The sequence below is a fragment of the Kribbella polygonati genome (assembly GCF_050320105.1).
Lineage (GTDB): Bacteria > Actinomycetota > Actinomycetes > Propionibacteriales > Kribbellaceae > Kribbella.
In genome coordinates, this window is record NZ_CP190129.1 from 3,241,074 (window position 1) to 3,262,839 (window position 21,766).

Genomic DNA, 21,766 nt, shown 5'->3' on the forward strand with positions numbered 1-21,766 from the left:
TGTCCATCGATCGTCACCCGGCGCATCCCGCGGTTCAGCGCGATCTGAACGCGGCACCGGGCTCGGAGCCCGGCGTGTGCAACCGCAGCCCGAGCCCGAACGAATCAGGTGCGTTCTAGACTGACTACAGGGGGTGGGGATGGCGTCAACTCGGACATTGCCGGCGCTCGGACACGGGCTGCGCCGGCCATTGGCGGTGCTGGCCGCCGTCGGTGCGGTGCTGCTCGCCGTACCGGCGGTGGCGTTCGGCGGTGACACCGGACCGAGCCGCCTGGACCGCTCGGTCCAGCGGCTCGTCGACAAGTCACCGGACGGTATGTGGAACGTCGCCCATGCCCTTGACTGGCTGGGCGAACCGGTCGGCCGGGCCGTGCTGACGATCGCCCTCGCCGCGGTCTGCCTGCTCGCCGGCCGCCGGCTGCTGGCGATCGCCGCGGTGGCCGCGATGGTGGCTGCCACCTTGCTGAGCACGGTGCTGAAGTACGTCGTCGACCGCCGGATCCACGACGGATTCCTCTCCTATCCCAGCGGCCACGCCGCGGCCGCCACTGTCGCCGCCACGATCATCGGCCTGCTCCTGGCGGATCTGCTGCGTACCAGCGGTGTTCGCGGTACGGCGCTCGTCCTGGCGCTGAGCGTTCTCGGCGGCGGTCTGATGGCATGGACGCAGACCCTCCTCGGCGCGCACTACCCCACCGACACGCTCGGCGGCTACGGCTGCGGAGTTCTCGTCACGGCGGTGGCCGTTCTGCTCGTGCCCCGTGGAAGAGCTTGTATCAACACCTGATGGAGATGCTCTTTTGGGGAGAGGAGCGGAGGTGTGTCGCAGTGCCGAATTCACAGGCCGGGGAGATCGTCACCGATCTCTGCATCATCGGCGCCGGGCCCGCAGGGATCAGCGTCGCGCGGACGCTGGCCGGCACCGGGGCCCGGATCTGTGTCCTGGAGAGCGGTGGTCAGGACATCGAGCGCCGCGTGCAACGGCTGAGCAGGGGCGAGACCGACGGCTATCCACTGCACCAGCTGCACCGGTCGAGGGTGCGAGCCTTCGGCGGCACGCTGCGGCATCCGAGAGTCCTGCACGGCGGGTGGCTCGCCCGGCCGCTGGACCCGATCGACTTCGAGTCCCGTCCCGGGCGCCCCGACTACGGCTGGCCGTTCGACCGCGACCACCTGATTCCGTACTACCTGCGCGCCCAGCGGGACTGCGGCCTGGCGCCGTACGACCTGGTCGACGGGGATCCGATGTCCGACGGCCGGCCCGCGCCGCCGGTCCGGGACGACGAGATCGTGCCGGCACTGTTCCAGGTCTGCTCGGCGGACTTCCGCGACGAGCTGCAGACGTTCGCGCGGTCCGCCAACGTGCGGGTCGAGCTGCGCAGCCGGGTGGCCGACATCACCACCGACCCGTCGGGCCGACGCATCGCGGCGGTCACCGTGGTCCGCGACGACCGCAGCCGGTTCGTCGTCCGGCCGAGGATCGTCGTACTCGCGACGGGCGGGATCGAGAACGCCCGGCTGCTGCTGACCGCCGACGGGGGCAAGGGCATCGGCAACGAGCACGACCTGGTCGGACGCTACTTCGCCGAGCGGCTGTCGATGCCGGTCGGCCACGTCGTACTGTCCGGTGCGCACACGGTCGACGACGCGAGATTCTTCGCCGACCTGCACGGCGCGACGGGCGCGGTCCGGATCGCCGAGAACGTCCAGCGGGACAAGGATCTGCTGAACTGCACGTTCTCGCTGGTCCCGCGGCCGGCAGCGGTCGCGACGCCGGCGGTCCGGTCGCTGACCACCCTGCGCAAGGCCGTCGGCAGGCGGCCCCGGATCGACGGCTTCGGTACGCACGTACGCAACGTCGTCACGGGACTTCCCGATGTCGCCGACCTCGCACTGGGCAAGGTGAGGTCGCGGCCACGGACGCTGATGCTCCGTGCCATGGGTGAGCAGGCGCCGAACAGCCTGTCCCGCGTGTCACTCGGTGCCCGCCGGGACGACCTCGGGATCCCGGTCGCCCGGGTGACCTGGCGGCGGTCGGCCGACGACCACGAGTCCCTCCGGTCGTCGGTCGACATCCTGGCCGCGGCCTTCCGGGCGGGCGGGTTCGGGTACGTCGAGACGCTGCTCGACGACGTCCCCGCGACCCTTGTCGAAGGCAACCATCACCACATGGGGACCACGCGGATGCACGCCGATCCACGCAAGGGCGTCGTGGACGGCGACGGGCGGGTGCACTCCGTGGAGAACCTCTACGTCGCCGGGGCGTCGGTGTTCCCGACGTACGGTGCGTCCAACCCGACGTTCACGATCATCGCGCTCGCGCTCCGCCTCGCCGACCACCTGCGCGGTGTGCTCGGTTCAGGCGGCTGATCCCTCGGGCACGTGCTGCCGGAGCGCACTCGTCAATTGCTGCCACCAGATTCCGGTGCCCAGGATCGCGGCGAGTGCGGACCCCCAGACGGCGCCCTGCGCTCCCCAGGCAAGCGCTCCGGCGGCGCAGAACACGATGGCCAGCGGAGCGTTGGCGAGCTGGCACCGCATGGTCCGGTCGGCTCGGCCCAGGGCGCGCAGACCGGCGGACGGACCGACCTGCAGGCAACCGGCAAGGTTCCTCACGGTGATGCCGAGGACGAGGACCTGCGCTTGCGGCCAGACGGTCCCGAGCAGCACCCTGCCGAGCCCGAACGGGAAGACGACAAGGACGACCAGACTCCACGCGAACGACACCACGGCCAGCCCGCCGCTCAGTCCGAGGCAGAACCGCCGCAGATGCCGGTCGCTGCGGCGGACCGCGCGCGCCGCCTCCGGTACGGCGACCTGCGCGAGCCCCATCAGCAGTGCGCTCACCGGCCCGACCAGCATCTCGCCGCCCCTGATCGCACCGACCGCCACCAGGCCGACGGTCGCGGCCACCACGACGGCGCGGACCTGCCCGACCGAGGCGAGTACGACGTTCTCGACCAGGAAACGCGGACCGAGATCGCGATGCCTGCGCAGCCAACCGGTCGCGGCCCGCAGCCGCGGCACGATCCCGGCCTGGACCACGCCGAACAACGCGGACAGCGTCGCCGATCCGCCGAACGCGAGCAGCGACCACGCGACGCCGTGGGCACCGGCGACCCCACCGGCGAGCAGAGCACCGAGCAGAAGCACGGTCCACACCGAGTCGTTGACGAAGGCCTTGGCCCCTTCACCCGCGGCAAAGAACGCCTGACGCCAACTGTCCTGCAGGGTGAGCCCCGGAAGCCCGGCTGCCAGTGCGATGAAGGCGGCCCCGACCTCGGAGCCCGGCATCGCACTCCGCAGGACCGCCCCGATCGCGACACAGCCCACGCCACCGGCGAGCCCGACCAGGAGCGCGACACCACTCGAGGCCGCGACCCCCTGGCGCCAAGTCGGTCGGGGAACATCGCTGAACCGGACCATCAGCGCGTCCGTGGACAGCGCACGCGACACGTTGAGGACGATGCCGTACGCAACGAACGCGACACCGAGTGCGCCGAGGCTCGCCGCACCCAGCGTCCTTGCGACATACACGCCGAGCAGGAAGTTCTCCAGGCTGGACACGGCCTGATCGGCGACTCCCCAGCTCAGCCGTCGCAGGATCTGACGACGCACGGTCTCACGCGTACTTGCGAAAAACCGGCTGCACCGGCCGCCCAGGCAGGAACGCCGTCACGTCCTGCGCGTCGAGCGCCTGGCGGTAGACCGTGCAGGCCTGCGCGACAACCTCGACGGTACGGTCGATGTCGGCATCGGTGAGCGCACTGCTGACCACGAAGGACGGGCCGATCACACCGCCGAGAATGAGCTGGCGGAGGAACAGCGTCCGGTACGGCTGGGACGGTTGAAGCTGCTCGTCCAGGGTGGCGAACACCAGGTTGCTCGGCCGGCCGCGCACCACCACGTGGTCCTGAACACCCGCAGCCGCGGCGACCTCGCGTACGCCGGCCGTCAGCCGCTCGCCGCGTTCGTGCAGCCGGGCCGCGATGCCCTCCTCGGCGTACACGTCCATCACGGCGATCGCCGCGGCCAGGGCGTGCGTCTCGGCGCCGTGGGTGGTGGACAGCAGGAAGACCCGCTCGCGGTTGTCCCGCAGGCCACCGCGCTCCATGTACTCACGCCGGCCGGCCAGCGCCGACACCGCGAAGCCGTTGCCGAGCGCCTTACCGAAGGTCGAGAGGTCGGGCGTCACGCCGTACAGGCCCTGTGCGCCGGCTTCGGAGTAGCGGAAGCCGGTGATCATCTCGTCGAAGATCAGCAGTGCGCCGTACCGGTGGGCGAGGTCGCGCAGGCCCTCCAGGTAGCCCGCGGGCGGGTCGTGCTGGGTCGCGGCCTCCAGGATCAGGCAGGCGATCCGGCCGTCGTACTGCCGGAACAGCTCCTCGGTCGCGGCCAGGTCGCCGTACGGGAAGCCGACCGTCAGGTCGCCGTACTCGGCGGGGATACCGGCCGACATCGGGGTCCGGGCGATGAACCAGTCGTCGATCGAGAAGAACGCGTGGTCCGAGCACAGCGCGACCAGCGGACGGCCGGTGACCGCGCGGGCCAGTTTGACCGCGGCGGTGGTGGCGTCCGAGCCGTTCTTGGCGAACTTCACCATCTCGGCGGTCGGTACCGAGGTCAGGAACCGTTCGGCGGCCTCGAGTTCGACGATGCTCGGCCGGACGAAGTTGCTGCCGCGGTCGAGCTCCCGCCGGACCGCCTCGAGCACCTTCGGGTGCCGGTGACCGAGGCTGACGGCGCGCAGGCCGGAGCCGTACTCGACGTACTCGTTGCCGTCGACGTCCCAGACGTGCGCGCCCAGACCGCGGTCGATGACCGGTGCCATCTCCAGCGGGAACTGGTCCTCGCCCTTGGCGTAGGTGTGTGCGCCGCCGGGGATCAGGTCGTGCAGTCGCTTGTTCGCGGCAACGGACTTCTCGAAGGACTTCATGTCAGCCTCGCAGTGGCCAGGGCGAGTGAGTGAGCGGCCTTGTCGCGCTCGGACATGAGCGTGATCGGAAGCGGCCACGGGATGTCCAGTTCCGGGTCGTCGAACCGGATCGCGACGTCCTCGGACGGGTCGTGCGCGCGGTCGATGCGGTACGACACGTCCGCCGGTTCGGTGAGCGCCTGGAAGCCGTGCGCGCAACCGGCCGGCACGTACACGGTCACCTGGTTGTCGCCGGTCAGGTCGAAGGTCTCCCGGTTGAGGTACGTCGGTGAGCCCCGCCGCAGGTCCACGATCACGTCGAAGACCGCGCCGTACGAGCAGCGCACCAACTTCGCCTCGCCGAGTCCGGAGCGGATGTGCATGCCGCGAACGACGCCCCGCCGCGAGCGCGAGATGCTGTCCTGCACGAACGCGTCCGGGTCGAGACCGGCCGTCTTCACCACGTCCCGGTCGAACGTCCGCGAGAAGAACCCGCGCTCGTCGCGGTGCGGCGCCGGCCGGAACACCAGCGCTCCGGCGATCGCCGGTACCTCGATGACTTCCATTGCTACTCCCCCTGCTCCACGACGACGTGTTCCCCCACAGCCCGGGTCCCGTCGAACAGCACCGCTGACAGTACGTCGTACTGCCGCTCGAGCTCCCGCAGGTACTCGGCGTTCCGCTCCCGCATGGCCGGCACGACCGACGGCGCCCGCGCCTCGAGCGCCCGGAACTGGTCGATCAGCCGGCCGACGTCGAGTCCCCGGATCGGCTGCCGGAACTCGGCGAGCCGCATCTGTTCGACCAGGACGTCGCTCTTCGTCCCGTAGCTGATCGAGATCGTCGGCTTCGACAGCTTCAGCGCCGACAGCACGTTGTGGTACCTCGACGCGACGACCAGGTCGGTCTCGGCCAGCTGCGTCATCAGCTCCCCGAGAGTCCCGGCCGGCTCGCTGACCACGCGCTTCTCGCCGAGGTCCGGTCGGGTCCGGCGCAGGTCGGCGCAGATCGCGTCGACCACCACGAGATCGGCCGGGTCGCCGACGATCAGGCGGATCCGGTAGCCCTGGTCCACCAGCCAGCGGGCGAACTCGATGATCTTCGCGGTGTACTCGGCGAGGATCTGCTCCCCCTGGTGCCGATCGGCGTTGGTCCCGCGGTACGCCATCACGCCGAGGCCGACGATCCGCTCCCGCCGTTCGGGTACGCCGGGCTCCGACAGCGCGAAGGCGAGATCCGGGTACACCTCGTCGGCACCGGTGTCGAGGCCCATCTGCCGCATCGCGTCGCGCGAGTAGGCGTCCCGGAACGAGCGGTACGACGCGAGCCGGGCGGCGCCGACGTACAGCCGGCGCAGCGTGCGTTCGCGGGCGTAGTTCGCGCCGACGCTGACGAAGGCGGTCCGCACACCGGCGAGCCGCGCCGACAACGCCATCAGGAACAGCGCGTACGGCCAGCCCCACGGGCGGACCTCCAGCGTGGTCTCGAAAATGCCCATGCCCGGCACGATCACGAGGTCGTAGTGGCGGACCAGTCGCGGCATCCGGACGACGTCGGCGACCTTGCCGAACGTCTTCCGGACCACGGTGCCGAGCCACGAAGCCCCCGGGCCGTGCTGCTGGTACCAGGTGATCGCCACCGCCGGGATGCCGTACTGGCGCTCGAACTCCACCGGATCCGCGCAGACACAGCTCAGCTCCGCCTCCGGATGGCGGGTCCGGACGAAGTCCAGCATCGCGTCCAGCGAGCCGTGGTTGCCGAGGTTGCCCGACCCCAGCAGCCCGAAGAACGCCACCCTTGGTGACCGCGGTGTCACACTCATGGTCAGGACGCCTCGCCGCGAACGACCGCCGAGCTCTCCGGGATCCGGGCCGGCGGTGCGGCCGGCAGGTTGTCCTCGATCCGTCCCGTCGACCGACCGACCGCGCGGCTCGCCAGCCAGCTCATCAGGTGCCGGTAGCACTCCCGCCGGTCCGCGACCGACAGCGGCGCCCGGCGGATGCCACCGACGAAGCCGTTCACGTACTCGGCCAGCAGCCGGACCGTGGGGTTGCGCAGCCGGCTCGCCCGCCGCGGCTCCATGTTCGCCGACCGGGAGCGGATCGTCGGCTTGGCCCGCTCGGCGCGGTCCGGGTGGTCGCGGCGGAAGAACAGCAGCTCGGGCACCTGCGCGAACCGGCCGTACAGGGCCAGCTCGGCCATGATCGTCCGGTCGGAGTGGTGGTAGCTGCCGTTCAGCGGCGTACGGCGGAGGATGTCCGAGCGCATCACGCCGTAGAAGTCGTCGCCGCCGACGTCGAACAGCAGACTGCGGAACCGGTCCGGCGCGTGCGGATTCGCCGTGTCGAGCGGGTAGTCGACCTCGAGCACGATGTCGCCCGCGCCGTCGATGATCGCCTGGTAGGCGTGTGCCAGGACGAGGTACGGGTCGTCGTCCAGCGCCTCGACGCAACGCTTCAGCAGGTCCCGCCCGTACAGGTCGTCGTACGACGCCCACTTGAACAACTCGGTGTCCGACTGCTCGAAGCACCAGTTGTGGTTCGGGGTGGCGCCGATGTTCACGGGCTGGCGGAAGTACGTGATCCGCCCGTCCTTGGCCTGGTACTCCCGGCAGATCTCCTCGGTGGCGTCGGTCGACGCGTTGTCGGAGATGATCATCCGGTAGTCGCCGTAGCTCTGCCCGAGCAGGGCGTCCAGGGACTCGGCCAGGTACTTCTCACCGTTGTAGACCGGAAGGCCGACGGTCAACCGCGGTACCGCGTTCATGCGCTTCTCACTTCCTCTATTTGGGGCCGCTGCGGTACTGAGATCGGCTCGGATCCCTGTTGCCCGCGCTCACGGATCCCGACGCGCAGCGTGAACCACCAGACGAACGCGCTCGACATCGTCGCGGCCGCCGCTCCCCAGGCCGAGCCCAAGGCACCGCCGACGGCACCGCCGGTGACGCCTCCGACCAGGTAGAACGCCGACGCGCAGAGCTGCGCCTTGAGACTGCGCCGCGCGATCCCCAGGGCCCGGAGCCCGGCGGCCGCGCCGGTGTTGAACCCGGCCCCCGCCACCGCCAACGTTGCCGGCAGCACCAATGCCGAGGAGGTCAGCCAGACCTCGCCCAGCAGTGCGTGTCCCCACTTGTCCGGGAGCGCGAACAGGAGCAGCAGACCCCACGCCAGCGCTGCGACCGCCTGCGCGCCGCCCAGCAGGAGACAGAACAGATGCAGCCGGCGAGCCGACCGGCGAAGGACTCGCGCAGCCTCCGGCACCGCCACCAGGCCGACGCCGGACAGCACGATGAAGAACGGCCCCAGCAGCATCTCCGCACCGCGGACCGTGCCGACCGCGGCGACTCCCGCGAACGCGCCGAGACCGTACATCCGCAACTGGTAGGCGCCGCTCTGGGTCAGGTTCTCGGTCAGGTACCGCAGGCCGAGATCGCGGTGCTCCGTCAACCAGTGCCGCGCCTGCGGCACCCTCGGCACGACGCCGGCCTGTACGCCGCTCACCAGCGCGGCCAGGATCCCGGCGCAACCCCACGCCACCACGAACCGGGTGACGCTCGGGCTCCGCGACGCCAGGTACAACGCCGGAACCAGACCGAGTGCCCAGGTGAGGTCACTGACGAACGCCTTGCTGCCCTGGCCGGAGGCGAAGAACGCGAACCGCCAGCTGTCCTGCAGCATGAGCCCGGGCAGCACGATGCCCAGGGCAACGAACGCGGACCCGGTCCGGCCGCCGATCGCCGTGCCGAGACCCGCGCAGATCGCACCGGTGACGACGCCGACCACGATCGCGGTGCCGGACGAGCCTGCCACCGCGGTCCGCCAGACCGGACGCTGGACGCCGCTGAAGCGCACCGCCAGCGGGTCCGTCGCGAGACCACGGGAGATGTTCACGACCACGCCGTACGTCACCCAGGCCAGGCTGAACGCGCCGAACTCGAGCGCGCCGAGCGACCGGGCGACGACGATGCCCACGACGAAGCTGACCAGGCTGGTCACGGCCTGGTCCGCCAGTCCCCAGGTGAGCCGCCGGAACACCCCGCGCATGGGTCAGCGCCTCGTCTCGGGCGGGACGGGCAGCGCGAGTTCCTGGAGCGGCCAGACGCCGATCCGGCTCGGGTCGACGTCACCGCCGTCCGGGAAGGACTCGACCGGTTCCGGGAAGTCGAACGGTGGCCGGCCGAGGTTCAGCCGCCGCCAGTTCCGGCCGGTGAACTGGTTCCGGTTGTACTCGACCTCCGGGTAGGTGTTGGTCAGCAGCCAGGTCGCGCCGGTGCTGCGGAAGTTGTCCAGGATCAGCGCCGCGTCCTGGAACGACATGTGCACGAGGCAGTCCCGGCACAGGATCGCGTCGGCCTTCGGCAGTTCGTCCCGGGTCAGGTCCGCGACCGCGAACTGCCGCTGCTCGTCGCCGAACTGCCGCTTGTTCGCCGCGATCACGCTCGGCACGATGTCGACCCCGTAGTACTCCTGCACCGGAAGGTCGACCTCACGCATCCAGTTCAGGTCACCGCACGGCGCGTCCAGCAGCGACTGCGCCTCGAGGCGGTTCAGGACCTCGGGCAGGTTCTGGCGGATGTCGACGGTCGCCCGGAGCTCGGACCCGGTACCGGAGCCCGACTCGCCGCTGGCCCACCCGGCGGTCTCGTAGACGTGGGAGAACAGCTTCTCCCGCGACGTGACGCGCCACCGCAGCCGGTGCATCGCCGGCAGCTGCGGGAGGGTGTCTCGTAGCCGCCGGAGTACTCGGCGCATCGTCAACGCCCCCTCTCGTAGGGTTCCGGAAGTGGAATGAGGTACGTCGCTCCCCAGCCGCCGCCGTTCTCGAGCTGGGTGATGATCTCGTCGGCGATGTCCCAGGTGAGGACCAGTACGACGTCCGGCCGGGCCGCCGTGAGCTCGGCGATCGGGCGGATCGGGACCAGGCCGCTGCCAGGGATCCGGCGGCCGTGCTTGCCCGGCGCGAGGTCGACGGTGAACGGCAGCAGGTCCGTCGTCACCTTGCTCAGGTCGAGCAGCAGCGGCGCCTTCGACGGGGCGCCGTACCCGAGGACCGTCCGGCCCGCGGCCCGGTGCCGGGCCAGCTCGACGTGCAGCGCGCCGGCGGCGTGCCAGGCGGCCTCCTGCAACGTGCCGAGCTGTACCTCGTCCGCGATGCCGGCCGCGTCCTCGTCCTCCAGTACGACGTCGACCGACGGGTCCGGGTGCGCGTCCGCGCCGTGCCGGAGCATCACCAGCAGGCTGCCGCCGTACATGTCGACCTGGCGCACCGACTCAACCGCGAGACCGTGCAGCGCGGCGAGGCTCCGCAGCGCCCGCAGCGACATGTACACCCAGTGGCCGTGCCGGACCGTGTCGAACTGGTTGCCGACGAACAACGGCAGCAGGTGGTGGAACTCCATCACCAGCAGCCCGCCCGGCGCGAGCCGGTCCGCCCGCAGCTTCAGCATCTCGCCGTACCGCGGCTCGTGCACGATCCCGTGGACGTCGACCACGAGGTCGGCGCGCTCATCGTCCGCCGACCGGCAGCCGGCGGCGTACAGGTGCTCGAGCCACGAACCCCCGTGCGGACTGCCGAACTCGAACACCACCCCACCACTCAGTTCCGGGTAATCGCTCAGGATCTCCTTGACGGAAGCCTCCGCATGCGCCCGGCTGGTCGCCGACTCGACGGCCAGCGGCTCCTCCGGCAGCTGCGGCTCGACCGGCCCGAGCTGCACGAGCGTGCACCCCCGGCACAACCAGAGCGCGAGCGGCCACCGCGGATCGGGCCCCGGCGTGTCCGCGGCCGGGAAGTAGTCGGCGCACGGCTGCGCACCCAGATCGACCACGGGGACGACGTTCTCCCCCGCGCATCCGCGACACCTGAAGCTCACCATGTCAGCGTCGCCTTCGCCGTCGTGAACGCCTCGGCGTACGGCGCCCGGCACTCCATCCCCCGCAAGCGCGCCAGGCCGGCGAACACCTCTTCGTCGAACCAGTCGTGCGGGACCTGCGACGGATACGCCTTGTGCAGCAGGGCGATCTTGTCGCGGAGCTGCTCCTCGGTGAGTTCGACGTACAGCCACGGCCGGCCGAAGTCGCCGTCCCACTTCGGGATCTCGTAGTGCAGCACCAGGTGGTCGCGCCAGACCGTCGGCGCCAGCTCCGCGATCAGCCGGTGGTCCTGGTGCGCGTCGGCCCGGCTCGGCGCGAGCACGAGGTCGGCGCGCCGGCTGCCACGGGCCGTTGCCTCCAGCAACTCCTTGGTCTGGTTCCAGTACGCCGGGAGCCGGCCGTCGGGAAGCTCCGCGGACGTGACGGTGACCTCGCACTCGGGCAGGAACAGCTCCGCGGCCCGGCGCGCCTCCTCCAGGCGGACCGGCGTACCGGTCGCGATCACGAACTCGGCGGACAGCTCCGGCACCGACTCCGCGAGCTTGAGCAGCGTGCCGCCGCAGCCGATCTCGATGTCGTCGGGATGGGCGCCGAGGGCAACCAGGTGCACCGGGCCCTCGATCAGGCCGAGCTGGAACGGGAGCATCAGACCGCCGCCGTCGCCGACGTCTGGTGGCTCCACAACGCCCACGGTTTCTTGCCCGACCGGTGCAGGTCCTCGAGCTGGCTGCGTTCCTTGAGCGTGTCCATCGGCGCCCAGAACCCGTGGTGCGGGATCGCCTCCAGCTTGCTCATCGCGGCCAGCCGCGGGAACGCGTCCCCGACCAGGTCCTCGCCCTCGTGCAGGACGTCGAAGATCTCCTTCTTCAGCACGAAGTACCCGCCGTTGATCCAGACGTTCAGGTCCGCGGCCGAGCGCAGCCCGGTGATCCGCGAGTCGGTGCCGAACTCGACCACGTGGAACGACGCCTGCGGCGGCACCGCGAGCAGGCTCGCGGTGATGTCGCTGGTCATCACGTGGTCGACGATCTTGTCCATCGGCGCGTCGGTCAGTACGTCCCCGTAGTTCGCCAGGAACGCGTCGTCGTCCTCCAGGTACGGGCGGACCCGGCGCAGCCGCTCACCGATGCTGGTGTCGATCCCGGTGTCGACGAAGGTGATCTTCCACTCGCTGATGTCGGACTCGAGCAACTCGATCTGCTCGCCGCCCTTGGTCATCACGAAATCGTTGGAGACGGTCTCCTCGTAGCGCAGGAAGTACTCCTTGACCGACCTCCCGCCGAACCCCAGCGGCAGGATGAACTCGGTGTGCCCGAAGTGCGCGTAGTACCGCATCACGTGCCACAGGACCGGCCGGTCGCCGATCGTCATCATCGGCTTCGGTGCGGAGTCCACGCCGCTGCGCATCCGCAATCCGTGCCCCCCACAGAAGATCACGACCTTCATGCTGCTGCCCCTCGTGTCAGATAACTTCGAGACGCGGGATCGGTACGACGAACCGCGCGCCCCACTCCCGTGCGTAGCCGAGCTGGTGGACGATCTCCGTGCGCAGGTTCCACGGCAGGATCACGATGTAGTCGGGACGCGTCTCGGCCAGGCGTTCCGGGGCGAAGATCGGGATGTGCGTGCCCGGCAGGTACATGCCGTGCTTGTGCGGGCTGCGGTCCACCGTGTACGGCAGCAGGTCCTCGCGGATCCCGCAGTGGTTGAGCAGCGTGTTGCCCTTGCCGGGAGCGCCGTACCCGGCGACGGTCTTGCCGTCGCGGCGGGCCTGGATCAGGAACTCCAGCAGGTCGGACTTGATCGTGAACACCTCGTCGGCGAAGCCCAGGTGGCCCTCGACGGTGTGCAGGCCGGCGTCCTGCTCGTCCTGCAGCACCTTGCCGACCAGCTCGGTCGGCTCGCCGCTCGGTGACGAGAAGAGCCGGAGCGAGCCACCGTGGCTCTGCAGTTCCTGTACGTCGACGACCTTGAGGCCGGCGCGGCTCAGTGCTTCGGCCGCTGTCTTCAGGGTCAGGTACTGGTAGTGCTCGTGGTAGATCGTGTCGTACTGCCGGTTCTCGATCAGCCGGAGCAGGTGCGGGAACTCCAGCGAGACCAGGCCGTCGTCCTTCACCAGTGCGCGCAGGCCCTTGGCGAAGTCGACGATGTCCGGTACGTGCGCGAACACGTTGTTGCCGACGACAAGGTCCGCCTTGCCGTGCCGGGCCGCCGCGTCCTTGCCGGTGGCCTCGCCGAGGAAGTAGCTCTCGGTGCGGATGCCCTTCTCGTTGGCGATCTTCGCGATGTTCGCGGCCGGTTCGATGCCGAGCACCGGGATCTCGAGAGCGACCGCGTGCTGCAGCAGGTAGCCGTCGTTGCTGGCGGCCTCGACGATCAGGCTGTTCCCGTCGAGGTCCAGCCGCTCCCGCATGTCGACGACGAACCGGCGCGCGTGCTCGACCCAGCTGGTCGAGTACGACGAGAAGTACAGGTAGTCGCTGAACACGTCGTCGGCCGCGACGTACGCCGGGAGCTGCACGAGCAGGCAGTTCCCGCAGATCCGGACGTGCAGCGGGTAGAACGTCTCGCCGCTGTCGAGCTGGTCCGCGCGCAGGTAGCTCTCGCACGGCGGCGACATGCCGAGGTCGACGAACGTCCGGGTCAGCGGTTCGCCGCAGAGCCGGCAGGCTGGATCGGTCATCGGGCCAGCTCCTTCGGTCCGGGGAACTGGGCGTCGGTCGTGCGGCGCAGCCGATCGTCGACCAGGCCCGCGTCGAGCAGCTGCTGGATGCGGCGCAGCCGGACGAACTGCGCGGAGTTGAAGTCGTCGAGCGTGAGGCCGTGCCGCCGGTAGGCGTCGTACAGCTCGTCGACGCCCTTGCGGACCGACCAGTGCAGCTTCAGGTCCGGGAACGTGTCGTTGAGCTTGCCGAAGTCGACCTTGTAGTTGCGCAGGTCCGGACCGGCGCCGTCGGCGATCGACAGCGTCGACCCCGGCACCGCCTCGCGGACCATCTCGGCGATGTCGCGGACCTGGACGACGTCCTCGGACCGGCCGACGTTGAACGCCTCGTCGTGGACCGTCTCCCGCGGCGCCGCCAGCACGGCCTCGAACGCGCGGCTGATGTCCTCGATGTGCACGAGCGGCCGCCACGGGGTGCCGTCGCTCTCCAGCCGGACCTGGCCGGACGTCGCCGCGATGGCGGTCAGGTTGTTGACGACGATATCGAGCCGCAGCCGGGTGGACGCGCCGTACGCGGTCGCGTTCCGCAGGTACGTCGGGCTGAAGTTGTCGTCGGCCAGCTTCGACAGCTCCTGCTCGGCCAGCGCCTTCGTCTCGCCGTACGCCGTCACCGGGAACAGCTCGGCCTCCTCGGTCACCGCCTCCGACCCCGCCGCGCCGTACAGGCTGCACGACGACGCGAACAGGAACCGCTCGACGCCGGCGTCCTTCGCGGCCCGGGCGAGGTTCAGTGTGCCGTCGAGGTTGACCGAGTACGTCGCGGCCTTGTCGAGGTTCCCGAGCGGGTCGTTCGACAGCGCGGCCAGGCACACGACAGCGTCGTACCCGCGCACTTCCGCCGCCGTCACGTCCCGCAGATCCCGCGGCGCCCGCTCCCCGATCGCCTCCGGCCCACCCAACAGGTCGCACCCCTCGTACAACCCGGAGTCAAGCCCCCCGACCTGATGCCCCCGCCCCCGCAGGAACGGCACCATCACCGCCCCGATGTAACCCCGATCCCCCGCAACCAGAACCCTCATCCCGCCATCCCCTCACCCCACAAGTTCCCGTCGCCCAATACAGATCAACGGAATCCCGCCCTGATACAGCCAATTTCGGAGGCATGAGAGGACGACGACCTAGGGACTGGGATGGTCGCTCGGCTCTACACGGTCGAACTCGAACCGGAGGCTCGGGCCTGGCTGGAGAGCGTTCCCGCCGAGCGGCGGATCGAGGGTTCCACCATCGCCGTCGACGGCGACGAGACGGAGGTGTCGTTCACGCCGCACAGGACCGACGCCGCCTGACCACGGGCGGTGCGCCGGACCTTGACGATGTCATCGGTTTCCGGACTCGTCGTTCCGGTCAAGCCTCTTGGGGAACAGTTCGTCGCTGTCGGGGTCGAGGCCGAATTCCTCCATCATCTCCTCGAACGTCACCCACTTCGACGGATCGTCGTTGGCCAGCCGTTCGCGAGTGATGTCGTAGACCCGGCGGTCGAACTCGGCTTCCTCCTTGACGACCTCGTACTCCGCCCACTGGTCGAACGAGATGACGACCCCCTCGGGCTGGTGCCGGTCGCCGGTGAAGAACACCTGCCCGGTGGATTCGCTGCGGAACCGCTCCACGATCTCGCCCAGGCGCTGGCTGACGGTTCCGATGTCAGCGACCCGCAGCGTCGCACCGTTCGGCAGCGGGTAGTTCCCATCCGTGATCTCCGCGTCGATGGCAGCCTGCAGCCGACGCCGATGATCGCCTTCGATGTCTGGCCGACCACTCCGTACGACGGGATCCCAGCCGCCTTCACGCGCCGCTTCCTCGTAAGTCACCTTCCTGGACGGATCCTGGGCCTCGAGCCTGCGAAACACCTCCTCGCGACGGCGTTCCTCCTCGGCGTCCTCCCGCTCGATCTCATACTCGATCCATGCGCGGAACGAGATGATGACCCCCTGGGGACGAGTGCCCATCTCGTCGGCGAAGAAGATCGGCGCGCTGCCGTCCACACGAAGCAGTTCGAGAATACGGTCCACATTGCGCGCCACCGTGACCGTGTCGACGACGTACAGCACGTCGCCGTTCGGAGCGTGATATCGGTCGGCGGCGGCGTCCACACGACCGTCGTAGCCGGCATCCGGACGGATCGCCTCGTACTCCGCCCACCGGTCGAACGAAAGCACGACCCCCTCCGGCTCGGCGCCGGCTCCGTAGAACAGCGGCGCACGCTCGCCCTCGCGCCACAAGCGCATCGCGGCACCAAGGACCTCACCAGCCACGGCAGTGTCGATCACGCGGACGCTGAGCCCGTTCACCAGCTTGCAGACCTTCTCCGAGATCTGCTCGCCGGCGTCGCCCTGCGCGGTCGCAAGCTGATCGGCAGCGATACCTGATACGCGGCGCTCGAACCGGGTCTCATGCCCGATCGACTCGTACGCCGCCCAATGCCCGAACGAGATTGCCACGCCGTTCGGCCTCCCATCCGTACCGAAGACGAGCGGCTCGGTCGCGCCCTCGAGCCATGACTGGACTGCGTATCCAAGCCGGCCGCCGGCCGTGGTGGCATCGACGACCAGGAGCGTCAGTCCGTTCGGAAGGCGGTAGGGGGTCTCCATGGGTGCTCCTGCCGAGACGATCAGCGTTCTCTGGACTTCGACGCACCCGGGCCGGGCGGCCGGTTGACATTCGCCTGCGGGGCCGCCGCGGGCGCAGGCGCAGTGCCGGGCGGCGGGCTGCCACGGAGCATCCTCGCTGCCTGAAGCAGATCCGGCGGCAGTGGGCCCCGGGCCGGCGTCGTCGGCACGCCCTCCCTCTGCGGTCCGACCGACGGCCGCTCTCCGCTACCCACTCCGTGTAGCCCGGGCTCCAGCAACCCCCGCGTCCGTCCCAGACGGCCACCGGCGATCGCCGCCGGGTCGTCCGCGCGGTGCGCGAAGGCAACAACGTGTCTGTACGGCAAGGCGTCCGGATCCGCGACCACGCGGCCGTCCTCGATCTTGGGAAGTGGGTCGAACTCACGGTAGACCAGCCGGTGGGACGGCCCGAGGGCGCGCCCGTTATCTGCGTACTCGTCGAAAACCGGCACCTTGAGCTCGGCGCAGTCCCTGAGATCATGCGAACCTGGGCCGCTGGTCAGGCGCTTGCCGACGTAGTCCCCCTCGCGGCCTTCCTGGAGCGCCTTCATCGCCTTCATCGCGGCATTGAACTCGCGACCGGCATCACTGTCCGGACCCGCCTTCCAGGCTCGATGCCCGGCGTCCAACTCAGGCTTGACGCCCTCATCGACGATGAGGTGGTACCTCACGACTTCCCGCCACCATCGTCGTCGCTGTCCTCCCATCCGTACTCACGGACCAGATCGTCGAACGAGACGCCCTTGTCGGGCCGGAAGTTCGCGACCCGCTCTCGGGTGATCTCTTCGACGCGGCGGTCGGTGTCGGCTTCGAGCTTGAGCGCCTCGTACTCCGCCCACTGGTCGAAGGAGATCACTACGCCTTCCGGTTTGCCCGCGGAGCCGTAGAAGAGTGGTTCGGTCGCGCCTTCGCGCCAGAGCTGCGCAGCTCGGCCGAGGCTCTGGCCGGCGGTTTCGGTGTCGACCACCATCGCGGTGTCGCCGTTTGGGAGGTGATAGGGCGTCTGCATGAGGGCTCCTGCGTCGGACGCGGACACGTTCGGTGACCAGGATAGTTTCCAGGGCTGGTTTCTCGGGGGAAGTTTCCACAGGGGTGTATCAGCGTGGTGGGGTGGGTGCTCTCATGGGCGCTGGGGCGTGGGGACGTCGGGATCTTGCCTGTGGGGGGCGTTATGAGAGTTGCCGTGTTCGGCTTGGGGTATGTGGGGTCGGTGACGGCGGCTTGTCTGGCTGCTGCCGGGCATGAGGTGTGGGGGGTGGATGTCGACACCGCCAAGGTGGAGCCGATCGCGCGCGGGCACAGTCCGGTGGTTGAGCCGGGGCTGGACGAACTGGTGGCAGCGGGGGTCGCGGCGGGGCGGTTGCGGGCTACTACCGATCCGCAGGTGGCGCTGGACGGTGCCGATGTCTCGCTGATCTGCGTGGGCACGCCGTCCACCGCGGCCGGGAGTACCGACCTCACCTACATCAAACGCGCGGTGCGGGACATCGCCGAGGCGGCACGGGACGTCGTACGCCCGGAGTCCGGGTTCCACAGCATCGTGGTCCGCAGCACCGTGCCGCCGGGAACGGTCGACGAGGTCGTCGCGCAGGTGCTGGCCGAGGTGCCGGCGCCGGACGGGCTGACGTTCGGTACGGCGATGTGCCCCGAGTTCCTGCGCGAAGGGTCTGGGCTCGCGGACTTCTACGCGCCGCCGTTCGTCGTCGTCGGCACCCGCGACCCGAAGGTCGGTACCGCTCTGACCGACCTGTTCGCATTCCTCGGCACGGACGTGCAGATCGTCGACGTCCGGACCGCGGAGGCCCTCAAGTACGCGTGCAACGCGTTCCACGCCACGAAGGTCTCGTTCGCGAACGAGATGGGCCGGATCTTCCGGCACTTCGACGTCGACTCGCGCGAGGTGATGAAGATCTTCGTGCAGGACACCAGCCTGAACATCTCGCCGTACTACCTGAAGCCCGGCTTCGCGTTCGGCGGCTCGTGCCTGCCGAAGGACCTGCGCAGCGTCCTGCACCTCGCGCGGATCAACGACACCGAGCTCCCGCTGCTGTCCGGCGCACTCGCCACCAACGAGCGCAGCGTCCGCGACATCGTCGACCGCGTGATCGCCGGCCCCGGCCGCGAGATCGCACTGCTCGGGCTGAGCTTCAAGCACGCCACCGACGACCTCCGCGAGAGCCCGAACGTCGAACTTGCCGAGCGCCTGATCGGCAAGGGCTACAACCTGCGGATCTACGACGCGATCGTGAACCCGACCCGCCTGGTCGGCGCGAACCTGCGGCACGTCCGGTCGAAACTGCCGCACCTCCAACGGGTCCTCACCGACGACCCGGACGCCGCGCTGGCCGGCGCCGACGTGGCGATCGTCTCCGCGACCGACACCGCCGCCGTGGACGCGCTGCTCGACAACCCGCCGGCCCGGACCATCGACCTGAGCGGCCGGCTCGGCGCCGACGTCGAGGCACTGCCCGGATACGAAGGAGTGGGCTGGTGAGCGGTCCGCGGGTACTGATCATCATCCAGAACCTGTGGGTGCCGTTCGACCGCCGGGTCTGGCTGGAGTGCCAGGCCCTGGTCGCGGCCGGGTACGACGTGACCGTCGTCTGCCCGAAGGGCCCCGGGGATCCGTCGTACGACGTGATCGACGGCGTGGTCGTGCACAAGTACACGGCGTACGCGCCGGGCGGGAGCAAGGTCAGCTTCGTCTGGGAGTACGTGTACTCGTTCCTGATGACGCTCCGCCTGGTGTTCCGGGCCCGCAAGGCCGGCCGGTTCAAGGTGCTGCAGGCATGCAACCCGCCGGACATCTTCTGGCCGATCGCGATGCTGCTGCGCCGCCTCGACGGCACCCGGTTCGTGTTCGACCACCACGACCTGTGTCCCGAACTGTTCCAGTCCCGGTTCGGCGGTACGGCGAGCCTTCCGTACAAGGGCTTGCGCTTCCTCGAACGGACCACGCACCGCCAGGCCGACCACGTGATCTCGACCAACGACTCGTACCGCCGGATCGCGATCACCCGCAGCGGCAAGGCGAACCACGACGTGACCGTGGTCCGCACCGGGCCCGATCCGGACCAGCTCCGCCGCGGTACGCCGGACGAGTCGCTGCGCCGCGGTCACCGGCACCTGGTCACGTACATCGGCGTGATGGGTCCGCAGGACGGCGTCGACATCGTCGTCCGGGCCGCCGACCACATCGTCAACAATCTGCGGCGCACCGACATCGCGTTCACGCTGATGGGCGGCGGCGACTCGTACGACGAGGTGGTCGCGCTGCGGGACGAACTCGGGCTCGGCGAGTACGTCGAGTTCACCGGACGGGTGCCGGACGAGACCGTGCGCGCGGTGATGTCGACCGCGGACCTCGGCCTCTCCCCCGACCCGAAGAATCCGCTCAACGACGTGTCGACGATGAACAAGACCATGGAGTACCTGGCGTTCGAGCTCCCGGTCGTCGCGTTCGACCTGGTCGAGACCAGGGTGTCCGCCGCCGACGCCGCGGTGTACGTGGAGCCGAACGACGTGGCGAAGTACGGCGAGGCGATCGTCGACCTGCTCGACGACGAGGTACGCCGGCGCCGGATGGCGAAGCTCGGCCGCGAGCGCGTCGAACGGGTACTGGCGTGGAAGCACCAGCAGAAGGCCTACCTCGAGGTGTACGACCAGCTGACCGGGCACGTCAGCCGGCTCGGCCCGGTCGCCGGCGTCAAGACGGGGTCCTGACGTGTGCGGCATCGCGGGCTGCTACCAGCAGCGGGACGGCTTCGCGCTCGCGGAGACGATGAGCGACCGGATCGCGCACCGCGGCCCGGACGCCGACCAGGTGTACGCGTTCGACGAGGGCGACGTACGGGCGTTCCTCGCGCACCGCAGGTTGTCGATCATCGACCTGTCGGCGGCCGCGGACCAGCCGTTCAGCAAGCGCGGCCTGACGATCTGTTACAACGGCGAGCTCTACAACTACAGGGAACTCCGGGCCGAGCTGTCGAAGTCGGGCGTGCACTTCCGCACCCAGAGCGACACCGAGGTCGTGCTGGAAGCCTGGCGCCGGTGGGGTCCGGACGCGCTCCGGCGGTTCCGCGGCATGTTCGCGTTCGCGATGCTGGACGAGGACAGCGGCAGCCTGTACCTGGCCCGCGACCCGCTCGGCATCAAGCCGTTGTACTTCCTCCGCCGACAGGGCGGCGTGATCTTCGCGTCCGAACTGAAGGCCCTGGTCGCCGCGGTCGGGTCCGAGCTGCGCACCGAACCCGGCGCGCTGATCGCGTCGATGCTCTATTACTGGCTGCCCGAACAGCGCTGCGCGATCGACGGCGTCGACAAGCTGCCGCCGGGATCCTGGGCGGAGTTCCGCCCGGACGGCAGCAGCCGGCACGAGACGTACTGGCGGGTCGCCGACGTCGCGGCCGAGGCCGCTGCCGGTCCGCCCGCCGATCTCCGGCAGATCATCGAGGAGTCCGTCGCCGCGCACCTCGTCGCCGACGTAGGAGTATCGACCTTCCTCAGCGGCGGCCTCGATTCGAGCCTCGTGACCGTGCTGGCCAAGCAGCTGGACCCGGGGATCGACTCGTACACGATCACGTTCCGGGCGCAGGACCAGAAGCTCGAGGCGATGCCGGACGACGCGATCTACGCGCGCAAGCTGGCCAAGCAGTTCGGCATCGACCTGCACGAGATCGAGATCGCCCCGGACGTCGTGGAGCTGCTGCCGCGGATCGCCGGCACTCTGGACGAGCCGATCGGCGACCCGGCCGCGATCAACACGCTGCTGATGTGCGAGACCGCGCGCGACGCGGGCGTGAAGGTGCTGCTGTCCGGGATGGGCGCCGACGAGCTGTTCGGCGGGTACCGCAAGCACCTCGCCTGCGTGCTGGGAGCGCAGTACCGACGACTGCCCGGCGTACTGCGGAACGGCGTGGTCGGGCCCGCCGTACGGCGGCTGCCGGTCACCGTCAACGGGCGCGGGCTGCGGTACGCGCGCTGGGCGAAGAGGTTCGAGACGTTCGCGAACCTCCCCGAGGAGGAGGCGTTCCGGCGCAGCTACACGATGTACGACGCGGACCAGCTCGCCGGGCTGATCAGCCCGGACCTCGAGCCGTACGTCGGGAAGCTGCTCGCCGAACACAGCGACGTCTACCACGACAACGCGCTCGACGACCACGTGAACCGGATGTGCCTGGCGGACTCGCGGATGTTCCTGCCCGGGCTGAACCTCACGTACACGGACCGCGCGAGCATGGCGGCGTCGACCGAGGTACGGACGCCGTTCGTCGACCCGGTCGTGGCGCGGGCGGCGTTCTCGATCCCGGGCAGGGACAAGATCCACCGCCGGGTCAGCAAGCTCGCGCTGAAGAAGGCAGCCGAGGCGTGGTTGCCGAAGGAGATCATCTACCGGCCGAAGGCGTCGTTCAGCGCGCCGCTGCGGGCGTGGGTACGCAACGACCTGCGCGAGCTCGTCGACGACACGCTGCTGCGCGGTGAGCTGGTCGGGAGCGGGTTCCTGCAGCGGGCCGCCGTACAGAAGCTCGTCGACGACGAGCGGGCCGGGCGCGAGGACTACTCGAAGCAGATCTGGCAGTTGCTGACCCTGGAGACCTGGACCCGCCACATGCGGTCGCTGGGCGTGACCATTACTTCTTTGTAAGGA

21 protein-coding genes are annotated in these 21,766 nt (G+C 69.7%); 6 read left to right on the plus strand and 15 right to left on the minus strand.

What is annotated here, in order from left to right; genetic code table 11:
• Positions 1 to 139: 139 nt before the first annotated feature.
• Positions 140 to 787, plus strand: a complete 648-nt coding sequence (locus tag ACQHIV_RS15425) for a phosphatase PAP2 family protein (RefSeq protein WP_427894863.1) — start codon at positions 140 to 142, stop codon at positions 785 to 787.
• 41 nt (positions 788 to 828) lie between these two features.
• A complete protein-coding gene (locus ACQHIV_RS15430) occupies positions 829 to 2,370 on the plus strand; it encodes a GMC oxidoreductase (RefSeq protein WP_427894865.1) in 1,542 nt (513 codons plus the stop codon).
• Here ACQHIV_RS15430 and ACQHIV_RS15435 read toward each other — a convergent pair.
• Genes ACQHIV_RS15435 through ACQHIV_RS15490 form a run of 12 tightly spaced genes read right to left on the minus strand, consistent with a single transcriptional unit; the run spans position 2,359 to position 14,532 of the window.
• On the minus strand, positions 2,359 to 3,618 hold the full coding sequence (locus ACQHIV_RS15435) for a hypothetical protein (protein ID WP_427894867.1): 1,260 nt from the start codon (positions 3,616 to 3,618) through the stop codon (positions 2,359 to 2,361). The two genes, ACQHIV_RS15430 and ACQHIV_RS15435, sit on opposite strands and share 12 nt — an antisense overlap.
• Positions 3,619 to 3,622: 4 nt before the next feature.
• Complete coding sequence (locus tag ACQHIV_RS15440) at positions 3,623 to 4,936, minus strand: glutamate-1-semialdehyde 2,1-aminomutase (RefSeq protein ID WP_427894869.1); 1,314 nt, start codon at positions 4,934 to 4,936, stop codon at positions 3,623 to 3,625.
• Positions 4,933 to 5,481: a dTDP-4-dehydrorhamnose 3,5-epimerase family protein gene (locus tag ACQHIV_RS15445; protein WP_427894871.1), complete on the minus strand. Its 549-nt coding sequence runs from the start codon at positions 5,479 to 5,481 to the stop codon at positions 4,933 to 4,935. Before ACQHIV_RS15445 ends, ACQHIV_RS15440 begins: the two co-directional genes overlap by 4 nt.
• 2 nt (positions 5,482 to 5,483) lie before the next feature.
• Entirely contained in the window at positions 5,484 to 6,737 is a 1,254-nt protein-coding gene (locus ACQHIV_RS15450; RefSeq protein WP_427894873.1) for a polysaccharide pyruvyl transferase family protein, read from the minus strand.
• Positions 6,738 to 6,739: 2 nt separating this feature from the next.
• A complete protein-coding gene (locus ACQHIV_RS15455) occupies positions 6,740 to 7,681 on the minus strand; it encodes a glycosyltransferase family 2 protein (protein ID WP_427894875.1) in 942 nt (313 codons plus the stop codon).
• Positions 7,678 to 8,958, minus strand: a complete 1,281-nt coding sequence (locus ACQHIV_RS15460; protein WP_427894877.1) for a hypothetical protein — start codon at positions 8,956 to 8,958, stop codon at positions 7,678 to 7,680. The genes ACQHIV_RS15455 and ACQHIV_RS15460 overlap by 4 nt, the downstream gene beginning before the upstream one ends.
• A gap of 3 nt (positions 8,959 to 8,961) precedes the next feature.
• Positions 8,962 to 9,666: a class I SAM-dependent methyltransferase gene (locus tag ACQHIV_RS15465; protein ID WP_427894879.1), complete on the minus strand. Its 705-nt coding sequence runs from the start codon at positions 9,664 to 9,666 to the stop codon at positions 8,962 to 8,964.
• 2 nt (positions 9,667 to 9,668) lie between these two features.
• Positions 9,669 to 10,790 carry a class I SAM-dependent methyltransferase gene (locus ACQHIV_RS15470; RefSeq protein WP_427894881.1) on the minus strand — a complete coding sequence of 374 codons (1,122 nt, stop codon included), beginning with the start codon at positions 10,788 to 10,790 and terminating at the stop codon, positions 9,669 to 9,671.
• Entirely contained in the window at positions 10,784 to 11,470 is a 687-nt protein-coding gene (locus tag ACQHIV_RS15475) for a PIG-L deacetylase family protein (RefSeq protein WP_427894883.1), read from the minus strand. Before ACQHIV_RS15475 ends, ACQHIV_RS15470 begins: the two co-directional genes overlap by 7 nt.
• A complete protein-coding gene (locus ACQHIV_RS15480) occupies positions 11,434 to 12,234 on the minus strand; it encodes a glucose-1-phosphate cytidylyltransferase (RefSeq protein WP_427894884.1) in 801 nt (266 codons plus the stop codon). Before ACQHIV_RS15480 ends, ACQHIV_RS15475 begins: the two co-directional genes overlap by 37 nt.
• A 16-nt stretch (positions 12,235 to 12,250) precedes the next feature.
• Entirely contained in the window at positions 12,251 to 13,471 is a 1,221-nt protein-coding gene (locus ACQHIV_RS15485) for a class I SAM-dependent methyltransferase (protein WP_427894885.1), read from the minus strand.
• Complete coding sequence (locus ACQHIV_RS15490; protein WP_427894887.1) at positions 13,468 to 14,532, minus strand: NAD-dependent epimerase/dehydratase family protein; 1,065 nt, start codon at positions 14,530 to 14,532, stop codon at positions 13,468 to 13,470. The genes ACQHIV_RS15485 and ACQHIV_RS15490 overlap by 4 nt, the downstream gene beginning before the upstream one ends.
• Before the next feature lie 111 nt (positions 14,533 to 14,643).
• Between ACQHIV_RS15490 and ACQHIV_RS15495 the strand changes: the two genes are divergently transcribed.
• Complete coding sequence (locus ACQHIV_RS15495) at positions 14,644 to 14,799, plus strand: hypothetical protein (RefSeq protein WP_427894889.1); 156 nt, start codon at positions 14,644 to 14,646, stop codon at positions 14,797 to 14,799.
• Between the two features lie 30 nt (positions 14,800 to 14,829).
• Here the strand turns inward: ACQHIV_RS15495 and ACQHIV_RS15500 are convergent, their stop codons facing one another.
• The 3 genes from ACQHIV_RS15500 to ACQHIV_RS15510 are packed head-to-tail and all read right to left on the minus strand — an operon-like array spanning position 14,830 to position 17,128.
• Positions 14,830 to 16,101 (minus strand): hypothetical protein, encoded by a 1,272-nt coding sequence (locus ACQHIV_RS15500; protein ID WP_427894891.1) that lies wholly within the window; start codon positions 16,099 to 16,101, stop codon positions 14,830 to 14,832.
• A 20-nt stretch (positions 16,102 to 16,121) separates the two neighbouring features.
• Entirely contained in the window at positions 16,122 to 16,790 is a 669-nt protein-coding gene (locus ACQHIV_RS15505; RefSeq protein ID WP_427894893.1) for a hypothetical protein, read from the minus strand.
• Positions 16,787 to 17,128, minus strand: a complete 342-nt coding sequence (locus tag ACQHIV_RS15510; RefSeq protein ID WP_427894895.1) for a hypothetical protein — start codon at positions 17,126 to 17,128, stop codon at positions 16,787 to 16,789. The genes ACQHIV_RS15505 and ACQHIV_RS15510 overlap by 4 nt, the downstream gene beginning before the upstream one ends.
• Before the next feature lie 162 nt (positions 17,129 to 17,290).
• Between ACQHIV_RS15510 and ACQHIV_RS15515 the strand changes: the two genes are divergently transcribed.
• The 3 genes from ACQHIV_RS15515 to asnB are packed head-to-tail and all read left to right on the plus strand — an operon-like array spanning position 17,291 to position 21,763.
• A complete protein-coding gene (locus ACQHIV_RS15515) occupies positions 17,291 to 18,613 on the plus strand; it encodes a UDP-glucose dehydrogenase family protein (RefSeq protein WP_427894896.1) in 1,323 nt (440 codons plus the stop codon).
• Complete coding sequence (locus tag ACQHIV_RS15520; protein ID WP_427894898.1) at positions 18,610 to 19,842, plus strand: glycosyltransferase family 4 protein; 1,233 nt, start codon at positions 18,610 to 18,612, stop codon at positions 19,840 to 19,842. The genes ACQHIV_RS15515 and ACQHIV_RS15520 overlap by 4 nt, the downstream gene beginning before the upstream one ends.
• A gap of 1 nt (position 19,843) precedes the next feature.
• Positions 19,844 to 21,763, plus strand: a complete 1,920-nt coding sequence (asnB, locus tag ACQHIV_RS15525; RefSeq protein WP_427894899.1) for an asparagine synthase (glutamine-hydrolyzing) — start codon at positions 19,844 to 19,846, stop codon at positions 21,761 to 21,763.
• Positions 21,764 to 21,766: the final 3 nt, after the last annotated feature.